Genomic DNA, 11,359 nt, shown 5'->3' with positions numbered 1-11,359 from the left:
ACTCAATCTCGTCCTTAAACCGGCATCTGCATGATGTCTTGATAAGCCTGAACCAGCTTGTTGCGCACCTGGGTCAGAGCCTGGAACGACACGCTGGCTTTTTGCGAAGCGATCATCACGTCCGTCAGATCGACGCCGCTCTTGCCCACTTCAAATGCGTTGGCCAGTTGAGTCGACGCCTGCTGGGTATCGCTGACTTTGTTGATCGCCTGACCGAGCATGTCGGAAAAGCTGCTGCCCGCCAGTTCAGGGACAGCGGTCGTCGATTTCGGCGCAGACATGGCATCCAGCTTCATGGCCTTCATGTCTGTCATCAACCGATTAAATTCAATACCTTGGCTCATGGTCTACTCTCTTGGGCGGCCCGCAATTTTTTGACACTCACTCGGCGGGTACACAGGTATTAGCAACAAGGGTGCCAGCTCATGGGCAGCCCTTTCAGAAAAGCATTTTCAAATCTTTGCGCCACGACTCACGTAGCGAACAGGTAGCCTTCGACATCCATGCCGGCGTCGCGCATTTGCGCCAGCTTGTAACGCAAGGTGCGCGGGCTGATACCAAGCTTTTCCGCCGCTTCCTTGCGCCGGCCACGCTCGGTGCGCAAGGTGTCGATGATCATCTGAAACTCCCGGCGGCGCAGGTCATCGCCCAGGGCACCGGCCGAATCCGCTTCGATTTCCACCTCACGAATCACGGCAGGCACCGGCGCTGCCACTGGCAACGTGGCGAACATCACCGGCCCGGCGAGACAGAAATCCTGCGGCTGGATCAAACCGCCCTGCTGCAGAATCAACGCCCGCTGAATCGCGTTATCCAGTTCTCGCACATTGCCCGGCCATGGATATCCAGTCAGGCACGCCTGCGCTTCCGGCGAAAGTTTTGCCGCCGCATGCTTCATTTTATTGACGTGCTTGGCCAGCAAGCGCTCAGCCAGCGGCAAGATATCGGCAGTGCGCTCGCGAAGTGGACGCCAGGCCAGGGGGAAAACCGACAGACGGTAAAAAAGGTCTTCACGGAAACGCCCCGCCGCCACTTCCCCAGCGAGATCGCGGTTGGTGGTGGCGACCACGCGAATATCCAAAGTGATTGGCTTGCGCGCGCCCACCCGCTCGACTTCGCGCTCTTGCAGCACGCGCAGCAGCTTGGCTTGCAGGCCGAGGGGCATTTCGGAAATTTCATCGAGCAGGATGGTGCCGCCGTCGGCCTGTTCGAACTTGCCCGCCTGCGCGGCGATGGCGCCAGTGAACGAGCCTTTCTCGTGACCGAACAACGTCGCTTCGAGCATGTTGTCGGGGATGGCCGCGCAATTGATCGCGATGAACGGTTGGCTGGCACGATGGGACTGCTGGTGAATGTAGCGCGCCAGTACTTCCTTGCCAGTACCGGACTCGCCGGAAATCAGCACGGTGGAGTCGCTGCGTGCAACGCGTGCCGCCAGTTCCAGCAGCTGGGCACTGGCCGGCTCGACCGCGATCGGGCCTTCGACGTCGCCTGCACCGAGACTGCCCAGCGCGTGTCGCGACACCAGATCCAGCAGAGCCTTGGGCTCAAACGGCTTGACCAGATAGTCCGACGCGCCCTGACGCATCGCATCGACGGCACGCTCGACCGCCCCGTGCGCAGTCATGAGCAACACCGGCAATTGCGGCTGCCGAGTGCGCAGCAACGCGAGCAATTGATGGCCATCCATGCCGGGCATGTTGACGTCGCTGACCACCAGGCTGAATGCTTCGCGCGCCACCGCCGTCAACGCCTCTTCAGCACTGCCGACGGCTTGATAATCATGGCCGGCCAACAGCAACGTATCGGCCAGCGCCTCGCGCAACGAACGGTCGTCCTCGACCAGCAAAACCTTGATGCCCATGGCGCTCACTCAGCTCCTTGTCCAGCGGAAAACAGCGGCAGGATCACCTGCGCGCACGTGCCGCGTCCGACCCGCGAACGCAGCTGCAATTCTCCCTGATGTGCCCGTGCCACAGCCTTGACCACGGTCAGGCCGAGGCCGGTACCGGTGACTTTGGTGGTAAAAAATGGCTCGCCAAGGCGCGCCAGCACGGTCGGCTCGATGCCGCTGCCGGTATCGCTGACGCATAACCGCAGCGTGTTGTCTCGGGTGTAGCAATGCACCTTCAGACGGACATCACCGGCGCTGGCCTGAATCGCGTTCTCGACAAGATTCAAAAGAGCACCGACCAGCGTGTCGCGATTGCACAGCAACTCGCCGACGTGGCTGTCGCACTGCCAACGAATCGGCAGGTCCTGCACATGGGTCAGCGCGGCTGCTTGCAGCGACTGCATCAAGGCATTGGGCGTGAGGCGATCGGTCAGCGGCAATTCACCACGAGCGAACACCAGCATGTCGCGCACCTGATGCTCCAGCTCATGCAGGCGCTCCTTGAGGCGTCCGGCAAAACGCTGCTGGGTGGCGACCGGCAGTTCCTGCTCGGTCAAGTGACTGGCGTAGAGCAACGCGGCGGACAACGGCGTGCGGATCTGATGCGCCAGCGAGGCGACCATACGCCCCAGCGAGGACAGACGTTCGTGGCGCGCCAGTTGATCTTGCAGATGACGGGTTTCTGTCAGGTCGTTGAGCAGCACCAATTGCCCCGGCTCGGCATCCAGCGAACGCGTGGCAATCGACAGGCGTCGACCGTTTTTCAGGGAGATTTCGTGGCCGTCGTCTTCACGCGGCGCAAAACAACGTGCAATGACATTACGCCACAGCTCGCCTTCCAGCGGCAGACCCAGCAAGTCGATGGCGGCCGGGTTGGCTTCGCGCACGATGCCGTGACCATCAATCACGATGACGCCACCGGGCAACAGATCAAGGAGGTTTTGCAGACGGTTGGCCAGACGTTCTTTTTCCGCCAGTTCCTGCATGCGCTGGGCGCTGACCACGGCCAGCTCACCCTTGAGCTCGGTCACCCGCGCCTCGAGCATGCTGTAGGAGTCGGTCAACTGGCTGGACATTTGATTGAACAGCTCGAAGGCCTGCTCAAGACCCTGTCGGCTTGCCTGCTCTACGGAGGACGATTGCCCCTCGGGACTGGAGGCAGAAGACATCTGGGAGGCTTGGGGCATTGTGCTCTCTCGCTTGGCTGACCGTCAGTTAAACGGAACGTTGCGAGGGATGTAGCAATACCCGTGCCTAAAAAAAACTGCTTATAAATGAAGCAGTTGAAAAACAGGCGTCAATCATCCGCCTGTTCGTCTCCATCGCGCCGACTCATGCCGTACTTGCGCATCTTCTCGACCAGCGTGGTACGTCGAATGCGCAGACGTTCGGCGGCACGCGCCACAATGCCATTGGCATCGTCCAGTGCCTGCTGGATCAGGCCCTGCTCCAGACCACCGAGGTAGTCCTTCAGGTCCAGACCTTCCGGCGGCAGCATGGCGTTGGCGGTGAAGTCCGGCGTGTGACCGTTGATGGCCACGCGCTCTTCGAGATCGCTGCGCAGGCTGTCGACCATTTGCTCGTCTTCGTCATCGACGTAGCGGAATTTTTTCGGCAGCTCGACGACGCCGATCACCCCGTACGGATGCATGATCGCCATGCGCTCCACGAGGTTGGCCAGCTCACGAACGTTGCCCGGCCAGCCGTGACGGCACAGCGACATGATCGCCGCGGAGTTAAAACGGATCGAACCGCGTTTCTCGTGCTCCATGCGCGAGATCAGTTCGTTCATCAGCAGCGGGATGTCTTCGACACGCTCGCGCAGCGGCGCCATCTCGATCGGGAACACGTTGAGGCGATAGTAGAGATCTTCGCGGAAGGTGCCGATCTCGATCATGCTTTCGAGATTCTTGTGAGTCGCGGCAATGATGCGCACATCGACGCTCTGGGTCTTGTTGCTGCCCACGCGCTCGAAGGTACGTTCCTGCAGGACGCGCAGCAGTTTGACCTGCATCGGCAGCGGCATGTCGCCGATTTCGTCGAGGAACAGCGTACCGCCGTTGGCCAGCTCGAAGCGCCCGGCACGGCTGGTGATGGCACCTGTGAAAGCGCCCTTCTCGTGACCGAACAGTTCGCTTTCGAGCAGTTCTGCCGGGATCGCCCCGCAGTTGACCGGCACGAAAGGCGCGTCGCGACGTTTGGAGTGGTAGTGCAGGTTACGCGCGACCACTTCCTTGCCGGTGCCGGACTCGCCAAGGATCAGCACGCTGGCGTCGGTGTCGGCCACTTGCTGCATCATCTGACGCACGTGCTGGATCGCCCGGCTGGTGCCGACGAGGCTGCGAAACAGATTGGGTTCGCGATGACGGCCGCGTTCGCGGGCCTGGTCATACATTTCGCGATAGACCTGGGCGCGGTGCAGGGAGTCGAGCAATTTGCTGTAGCTAGGCGGCATTTCGAGCGTCGACAGCACTCGGCGACGCTGGTCTTCCGGCAGGTCGACGGAAGAATTATCGCCCATCAGCAAAACCGGAAGGAACTCATCCCAGGTCGAGAGTGTCTTTAGCAAGCCCAAAAGCGCACCAGGAGCATTGACCGTCCCGATCAGTACGCAAATGACCTCACGACTAGACGACAAAGAGCCGACTGCCTGCTGCCAGTCGTGGCTGCCGCAGGGTAAATTTTCTTCGCCGAGAAAATTTAAGATCACCGCCAGGTCGCGGCGGCGGACGCTATCGTCATCGATCAGCAGAATTTTGGTTTCACGCCACATGCAATAGCAACTTCCCTAGTCAACTCAATGCCCGAAAAATGGGGCAAGCGAGACGCTTGCAGGACACCTTGTGCCTGTAGACGCCTGAAATCTGAAAACAGCCACTAGTTAAGTCAAAAAACCGTGCACAGTCAAATTTATGGCGCACATGTCTGGATTAACCGGGGATTAATTAACCAAACAGATGGTAAACCTTTGCTGCCTTTTGCGCTTGGGTGATCTGCGACATCTCGTTGGCTATCGCCTGGCGCTCACCCATGGCCGCCTCAAGAAGCTCCTTGTAGACGTGAAGCAACTCCTCAAGGTTTTCTCGCAACGCAGCCTCATCCAGCGAAGCCTCGGCCATGACGTCTTCCATGCAGGAACGGCAAGCCAGATCGAGCTCACCAATGGCTTCCCAGTTGCGCTCGGCCAGGGCACCGACCAACGCTTCACGGGTATCGGCAATTCGCTGCAATACAAGACTCATGGTGCTCTCCTTAAAACTGGGGGCCTGGTGGAGCAATGCCGTCCCAGCCTTCTTTTACGGTGCGCAGCAGACCGGCAACTTCGTCGAGAATCCGTGGATCACTCTTGACGTTGGCTTCGGCGAGTCGCTTCATCATGTAGATGTAGAGCTGGTTGAGCTCACCTACCGAATCAGCGCTGTTTTCCAGATCCAGACCTTCACACAAGCCGCCAATGATGCCAACAGCTTTGCTGATAGCCGTGCACTTGGCAGCAATATCCTTGCGCTCAATAGCGCCCTTGGCCTCGGCGATACGCCCCAGACCACCTTCCATCAACATCTGCACCAAACGGTGCGGGCTCGCTTCGGACGTCTGGGCATGTGCGCCGACTTTCTGGTATTGCCGAAGGGCTAACATCGGATTCATGTTCTACCTCATTGCCACATTGACTCGTATAACCAGTGTATCGCCAACGAGTCAGAGAACTTTAGATCAAAAAGACAAAAACCCGGCGCACGCCGATAAAGCGTAGCCGGGTTTTTGTCGTGCCTGCCTGTTACTTCGCGGACTGCTGAGCGTTCAGCGAGCTGAAGAACGACGTGATGTTGCTCGCCGTCGCCTTCATCTGCCCAACCAGCAAGTCCATGGCGTTGTACTTGGCAGTCAACGTCTTGGTCAGGTTCTCGACGCGCAAGTCCAGTGCCGCTTGCTGGTCGGTCAGGTTTCGGGTGTTTTTTGTGAGAATGGCCATGCGCTGATCAAGCAGGCCGGTGCCGGTAATGCTACCCGCTGGCGGCTTGAGATACGGATCAACCACCTTGCTCATACGCGTCAGCAGGCCATTGGTGTCGTCGGTGCCGGTGAACAACTGTTGAACCTGGCCGGTCATGCCTGGCTGCGCCATGGTTTTGGTGAAAGCAGCGGTATCAAACTTCAGGTTACCGGTGTCACGGTCGGTCATCACACCCAACTGCGACAGCACCGACAACGGGCCGCCAGCGCCTGTTGCCGTCAACTGTTCACGAATATCGGCAATCAGTGCGCGCGGCATCGCGTCGCCAGTGAAAGCCGCCTGCACAGTCAGCTTGCCATCGGCATCCGCCGTCGCCTTGGACAGCGTATCGATGGTGCTCTTCAACGTGTTGTAAGCGTCGACGAACGACTGAATCGATGTCTGCAGACCTTTGGTGTTGGCGTCCACGCTGACCACAGTCGGCGTCCCAACGCCACCCACGACAGGACTGACCGTCGTCAGGTTCAGGGTCAAGCCACTGATTGCACCGGTCACCGTGTTGCTTTTGCTGGTGACTTCAAGGCCGTCGATGGTCAGCTTGGCGTTTCCCGCAACGTCGTTGACAGCGCCTGAAGCGCCTGCAGACGGGCTAAGGCCCATCTTCTGGGTGCCATCGATTTCCAGACCGGCAATACCGCTGACTTTGAGGTCAGAACCTTCGCCGGTCTTGCTCGAACTGATCACCAGGCGCGACGAACCTGAGCTGTCGGTCACGATGTTGGCGGAAATCCCGTTGGCGCCCTGAGCCTTGTTGATGGCGTCGCGGGTGGTTTGCAACGTGGCATTTGCCGGAATGTCGACATTGTAATCAGTGCCATTCTGACTGATTTTCAGGGTACCACTCGGAATGGCACTGGCGGCACCGCCGGCGAAAGAGGCGCTGGCGATTTTCGAGCCAGTGGCCAATTGACTGACAACAACGTTGTAATTGCCCGCCACTGCAGTGCTGTCGGACGTCGCGCTCAGATTGGTATTGCTCGAAGTCGCGGTGAAGCCGGAAAAGGCAGGATTGGTCTTGCTGCCCAGATTGGTCATCGCCGTCTGGAACGCGGTCAACGCACTCTTCAGCGAACCGACGCCGGAAATCTTCAGCGTGTTGGCTTTGGTCGCGGTGTCGATCTGCGTCTGCTTCGGCGCCTTGTCAGCGTTGACCAGCGCAGTGACGATCGCACCGATGTCCAGGCCGGAACCCAGTCCGGAACCCGGTAGAATTGGACTTGCCATGTGCATCTCCCTTCAGATTGTTGCCATTCTTTTGACCGTTACACGCGTCCTGAGAACAGACAAACATTATTCATGCCAGCTATCAGACTTTGGCGTCGAACAACACGTGGCTTGCATTGGCCAGGCTGTCTGCCAGCTTGAGAGCTTCTGCGGAGGGGATCTGTCGAACAACCTCACCCGTCTCGCTTGCGATTACCTTGACGATGACCTTTCCGGAGTGTTCGTCGATGGAGAACTCCAGATTGCGCTTGATCGATTGAACGAACTTCTCGATCTCCTGCACCGCCAGCTTCAACTTGGCATCGTCCGTATCCTGACTCTTGGCAGCGACCGGGGCTTCAGTCTTGGCAACTTTAGGCGTCTCTGACGGTTTGTCAGCAACCGGCGTTACTGGCTTGGGAGCCGGATAAGACTGGTTAAGCTTGACGCTCATGTCCATGCTCATCACCTCCTAACGTAAAAAGGCGAGAGAGCGCGACCAGCGCACCCTCCCGCCCAAACTTGTTCCGAAATTACTGAAGCAGCTTCAGTACAGCGGAAGGCAGTTGGTTGGCTTGAGCCAGAACGGAGGTCGAAGCCTGCTGCAGAGTTTGCTGCTTGGTCAGGTTAGCAGTTTCTGCGGCGAAGTCGGTGTCTTGTACACGACCCTGTGCAGCGGTGGTGTTCTCAACGATGTTCTGCAGGTTGGAGATGGTGCTGGTCAGACGGTTCTGCGAAGCACCCAGGCTCGAACGAGTGCTGTTGATCGTTGCAATTGCAGCGTCGATCGCGGTGATTGCGTTGTCGATGTTGGCAGCAGCGCCCGATACGCTTGCACCGGTCAGAACTACAGTACCGCTACCTACGGACAGGCTGACGGCGTCGAACTTGGAGCTCAGTACCAGGTCGATGTGGTTAGCCGAACCGGTGTTTGCGCCCACTTGCAGGGTCACAGTACCAGCCGAACCGTCCAGCAGGTTTTTGCCGTTCAGGTTGGTCGAAGCAGAGATACGGGTCAGTTCGTCCGACATCTGGGCGAATTCGTCGTTCGTTGCTTTCTGGTCGATGCTGCCGTTGGTGCCGGTACGGGCTTTAACAGCCAGTTCACGCATACGCTGCAGAATGTCGGTCGAAGCTTGCAGAGCGCCTTCAGCGGTCTGAGCAACGGAGATACCGTCGTTGGCGTTCTGGATCGCCTGGTTGCCACCACGGATCTGGGAAGTCATACGGGTAGCGATCTGCAGGCCAGCGGCGTCGTCTTTAGCGCTGTTGATTTTCAGGCCGGAAGACAGGCGCTGCATCGAAGTCGACAGAGCGTCGGAAGCGCGGTTCAGGTTTTTCTGAACGTTCAACGATGTGGTGTTGGTGTTTACTGTTAAAGCCATGACGAATTCCTCGTTGGTTGGGTACTGCGGCTTCCGGCCCTGGCAACCGCCGGGTATGGCCTAGAGAACCTTCGTAATAGTTATCGTCGGGTTTGCAGGTTGCTTGAGGGCTTTTTGAAAAAAATTTGCCATCACCCTGCCACTCCCAAAAAAACAAGGGCTTAGCGCGCCCCCACCCACGAAAAAATGACGCCATAAAACTGCCCGCACCACCAACCCCTGTGCCAGAGCCGTCGGTCCCCCTTCAGCGCTGTGCGCTTTGCAGCAATTCAATCAGTTCATACTCGATGAAATCGGCAAGCCCCAACCAATCCTGGCGTTCCTGACACGCCAGAATGTCTGTCAGGACCTGTGCCCACGACTGCTGAACCTGCTCAGGGGCAAGCGAAAACAACCGCTGCGCCTCGTCGAATACCTCGACCATCGTCAGCGCCGCTTCGACATCACGCCCCAAACGAAACAAGCCGGCGCATTGCCGGCATGCGCTGATGCACGTCACCTGCGCACTCATTGCACAAACTCCGGATTGAACTGCGTGCCCACGATCATCGCCCCTGCCCGACTGCTGTTAAGGAAGCTAACCTCTGGATGCCGCGCGATATAACGCTCCAGCACGCACAGGTAGCCACGAAAATTCAGCTGCGTCCTGACCCGTTCGCCATTGCCGTCATGGACCCAGTGCCGCGCCTGCTCGAGGGCCGGGCCCAGGTCGCCATCGTCCCATCCGGCATGTGTCTTGTTCATCGGGAAGGCAAAGTCGGCGCCGAACAGGGTGATGCGCGTGCCGCCCATTTTCACCGCCAGGTCCACGGCGGGGTGAATCACACTGCCGCCGGCATGCAATTCGGCCCGAGGGTGCTGCTCACGCAATGTGGCGTAGACCGGGCTGGCGGTATAAGCGCCATAACGCTTGCCCTTCCAGGCCTTCAACACCTGGGTGGAGCTCATGGGCAGGTACACCAGCGGGATACCGTCGGACTCCTCGAAGGGCAGATGCCGAAAGCTGATCAACTGATCGATCGTCACCACCAGATCGGGGATGATCCCGTGCTGACGTAAAGGCCGATAAGCCGTGTCGACACAAATGAACAGCGGCCGCTCGGCCTGAGCCCGCACCGCCGCCAGCCGTTCAAAATGGTTTTCCAGGCTCGGTCCGGTGCCGATCACATAGATCTCGCGGTCGCTGCAGGTGCCAAACAGTTGCGCTACGTCATCATCGGCAAGCAGCACCTCCAGGCTATCGCGCAGGCGCTGCTGGATCGCCGGCAATTGCGGATCGAACTCGCGATTATTGAAACTCAGGTGAACTTCATTGACCAGCCGATCACGAATTTTCGCGCTGAAGTCATCGGCCAGAAGCATTTCGGCGGGTAGCGCAAAAAACGGCGTGTAGATATCCGCATGATCGCCGGCATACATCAATTCCACTCTGGGATCTTCAAGCCATTGCCGCTGGTCGAGCAACTGCAGAACCAACGCAAACAAGGCGCCGTTAAGGATATGCACGTACAACCGCTCAAGTGCGGCGCGCTCCAGCAACACCGACGGCAAGTCCCCAAGGCCGGTGCCGTAGACGTGCAACCGAGGCTTTTCCGGCAGGCTGGCCGCCTGGACTCGGGCCTCGTGGATCCGGTCGTGACGACTGGTCAGTTGAATTCCGTCCACACTCAACGTAGAGCCCAGGCCTTGCACCAGTTCGGCTTGAATGGCCGAACTGTCTTCAGCCACCAATCGTGCAAACAGCGCCGGCCAGCGTTGCTGGATCACCTGGGCGTTGTCTTGGAAAAACTCGCTCATGGCGCCTCGCGCTCCCTTTCAGGCAAAAAAATAGCGTTCAAGGTTAACCTTGAACGCTATTTTTGTATCAGCCGTTTTTAATCGGGTTCAGGGGCGATAGATGATCGCCGAGCCCCACGACAAGCCAACGCCAAAACCGCTGAGCGCAATGCGCTGCCAGTCGGAATCGATCACGTGTTTTTCCAGCAGCAGCGGAATACTCGACGACACGGTGTTGCCGGTCTCGACCATGTCTTTGATGAACTTCTCAGGCTCGCCTTCGAAACGACGCGCCACGGCATCGACAATCGCCGCACTGCCCTGGTGAATGCAGAATGCGTCGATGTCGTCAGCGTTCAGCCCACTATCGTCGAGCAATTCATGCAAGTGCGCCGGGACTTTGAGCAGCGCAAAGTTGAACACCTGACGACCGTTCATGAAAAACACACCGTCAGTGACTTTCAGGTGCGGTGCGCCGGAACCGTCGGTACCGAACTTGGCCTTGCCCAGCGCCCAGGTCGGATCTTCGCCCATCCAGGTTGCAGTGGCGGCATCGCCGAACAGCATGGTGGTATTGCGGTCTTCCGGATCAACGATTTTCGAATACGGGTCAGCGGTGATCAGCAGGCCGTTCTTCAGGCCGGCGGCTTCCATGAAGCCCTTGATCGCGTAGATGCCGTAGACATAACCGGAGCAACCCAGGGAAATGTCGAACGCCGCAACGTTGGTCGGCAGACCGAGTTTGTCCTGCACGATCGCGGCGGTGTGCGGCAGGCCTTCTTCGTCACCGTTCTGGGTGACGACGATCAGTGCGTCGATTGATTCACGCTTCAGTTCAGGGTTGCTGGCAAACAGCGCATTGGCCGCTTCCACGCACAGATCGGAAGTCTCTTGATCAGCATTTTTGCGCGGCAGGAATGCCGAGCCGATTTTGCCAAGGATGAACTCTTCATCCTTCTCGAATTTTGCACCTTGTGCGTAATTGTCCACGCCGGCTACAGGAACGTAGCTCGCAATGCTTTTTATGCCAATCATTACGGCTTCCCAATAAAAAACAGCCCAAGACCACCGCTCGCAAGGATTTCG

The 11,359-nt window shown here is 58.5% G+C and carries 12 protein-coding genes; all 12 read right to left on the bottom strand.

The features are described 5' to 3' along the window. Positions 1-14 precede the first annotated feature (14 nt). Positions 15-344, bottom strand: coding sequence for a flagellar hook-basal body complex protein FliE (fliE, locus tag JFT86_RS27820; RefSeq protein ID WP_123452716.1), 330 nt, complete (start codon positions 342-344; stop codon positions 15-17). Between the two features lie 128 nt (positions 345-472). Beyond that, positions 473-1,864 carry a sigma-54 dependent transcriptional regulator gene (locus JFT86_RS27815; RefSeq protein ID WP_201239418.1) on the bottom strand — a complete coding sequence of 464 codons (1,392 nt, stop codon included), beginning with the start codon at positions 1,862-1,864 and terminating at the stop codon, positions 473-475. Positions 1,865-1,869: 5 nt separating this feature from the next. Continuing rightward, positions 1,870-3,063: an ATP-binding protein gene (locus JFT86_RS27810; RefSeq protein ID WP_201239417.1), complete on the bottom strand. Its 1,194-nt coding sequence runs from the start codon at positions 3,061-3,063 to the stop codon at positions 1,870-1,872. A gap of 128 nt (positions 3,064-3,191) precedes the next feature. Next, positions 3,192-4,667, bottom strand: a complete 1,476-nt coding sequence (locus JFT86_RS27805; protein ID WP_016984300.1) for a sigma-54 dependent transcriptional regulator — start codon at positions 4,665-4,667, stop codon at positions 3,192-3,194. A gap of 172 nt (positions 4,668-4,839) precedes the next feature. Next, positions 4,840-5,136 carry a flagellar protein FliT gene (fliT, locus tag JFT86_RS27800; protein ID WP_201239257.1) on the bottom strand — a complete coding sequence of 99 codons (297 nt, stop codon included), beginning with the start codon at positions 5,134-5,136 and terminating at the stop codon, positions 4,840-4,842. A 10-nt stretch (positions 5,137-5,146) separates the two neighbouring features. Beyond that, positions 5,147-5,542 (bottom strand): flagellar export chaperone FliS, encoded by a 396-nt coding sequence (gene fliS / locus JFT86_RS27795; protein ID WP_201239256.1) that lies wholly within the window; start codon positions 5,540-5,542, stop codon positions 5,147-5,149. A gap of 130 nt (positions 5,543-5,672) precedes the next feature. Beyond that, on the bottom strand, positions 5,673-7,133 hold the full coding sequence (gene fliD, locus JFT86_RS27790; protein ID WP_201239255.1) for a flagellar filament capping protein FliD: 1,461 nt from the start codon (positions 7,131-7,133) through the stop codon (positions 5,673-5,675). Positions 7,134-7,215: 82 nt separating this feature from the next. Beyond that, positions 7,216-7,572 (bottom strand): flagellar protein FlaG, encoded by a 357-nt coding sequence (locus JFT86_RS27785; RefSeq protein WP_201239254.1) that lies wholly within the window; start codon positions 7,570-7,572, stop codon positions 7,216-7,218. 73 nt (positions 7,573-7,645) lie between these two features. Continuing rightward, positions 7,646-8,497, bottom strand: coding sequence for a flagellin domain-containing protein (locus tag JFT86_RS27780; RefSeq protein ID WP_016984295.1), 852 nt, complete (start codon positions 8,495-8,497; stop codon positions 7,646-7,648). A 244-nt stretch (positions 8,498-8,741) separates the two neighbouring features. Continuing rightward, complete coding sequence (locus JFT86_RS27775; RefSeq protein WP_201234440.1) at positions 8,742-9,008, bottom strand: hypothetical protein; 267 nt, start codon at positions 9,006-9,008, stop codon at positions 8,742-8,744. Then, on the bottom strand, positions 9,005-10,294 hold the full coding sequence (locus tag JFT86_RS27770; protein ID WP_201239253.1) for a 6-hydroxymethylpterin diphosphokinase MptE-like protein: 1,290 nt from the start codon (positions 10,292-10,294) through the stop codon (positions 9,005-9,007). The genes JFT86_RS27775 and JFT86_RS27770 overlap by 4 nt, the downstream gene beginning before the upstream one ends. 87 nt (positions 10,295-10,381) lie before the next feature. Then, positions 10,382-11,308, bottom strand: coding sequence for a ketoacyl-ACP synthase III (locus tag JFT86_RS27765; RefSeq protein ID WP_201239252.1), 927 nt, complete (start codon positions 11,306-11,308; stop codon positions 10,382-10,384). Positions 11,309-11,359 lie beyond the last annotated feature (51 nt).

Origin of the sequence: Pseudomonas sp. TH06 (assembly GCF_016651305.1) — a bacterium.
In the GTDB taxonomy this organism is placed as follows: Bacteria; Pseudomonadota; Gammaproteobacteria; order Pseudomonadales; family Pseudomonadaceae; genus Aquipseudomonas.
The sequence above is the reverse complement of the archived record's forward strand: the minus strand, read 5'-3'. Positions and strand labels throughout refer to the sequence as shown.

Excerpts from the sequence above, each read along its gene's own strand:
- fliT (WP_201239257.1), bottom strand. The coding sequence starts at position 5,136 with ATGAGTCTTGTATTGCAGCGAATTGCCGATACCCGTGAAGCGTTGGTC.
- JFT86_RS27805 (WP_016984300.1), bottom strand. The coding sequence starts at position 4,667 with ATGTGGCGTGAAACCAAAATTCTGCTGATCGATGACGATAGCGTCCGC.
- fliD (WP_201239255.1), bottom strand. The coding sequence starts at position 7,133 with ATGGCAAGTCCAATTCTACCGGGTTCCGGACTGGGTTCCGGCCTGGAC.
- fliE (WP_123452716.1), bottom strand. The coding sequence starts at position 344 with ATGAGCCAAGGTATTGAATTTAATCGGTTGATGACAGACATGAAGGCC.
- JFT86_RS27785 (WP_201239254.1), bottom strand. The coding sequence starts at position 7,572 with ATGGACATGAGCGTCAAGCTTAACCAGTCTTATCCGGCTCCCAAGCCA.
- JFT86_RS27780 (WP_016984295.1), bottom strand. The coding sequence starts at position 8,497 with ATGGCTTTAACAGTAAACACCAACACCACATCGTTGAACGTTCAGAAA.
- JFT86_RS27810 (WP_201239417.1), bottom strand. The coding sequence starts at position 3,063 with ATGTCTTCTGCCTCCAGTCCCGAGGGGCAATCGTCCTCCGTAGAGCAG.
- JFT86_RS27765 (WP_201239252.1), bottom strand. The coding sequence starts at position 11,308 with ATGATTGGCATAAAAAGCATTGCGAGCTACGTTCCTGTAGCCGGCGTG.
- JFT86_RS27815 (WP_201239418.1), bottom strand. The coding sequence starts at position 1,864 with ATGGGCATCAAGGTTTTGCTGGTCGAGGACGACCGTTCGTTGCGCGAG.
- fliS (WP_201239256.1), bottom strand. The coding sequence starts at position 5,542 with ATGAATCCGATGTTAGCCCTTCGGCAATACCAGAAAGTCGGCGCACAT.
- JFT86_RS27770 (WP_201239253.1), bottom strand. The coding sequence starts at position 10,294 with ATGAGCGAGTTTTTCCAAGACAACGCCCAGGTGATCCAGCAACGCTGG.
- JFT86_RS27775 (WP_201234440.1), bottom strand. The coding sequence starts at position 9,008 with ATGAGTGCGCAGGTGACGTGCATCAGCGCATGCCGGCAATGCGCCGGC.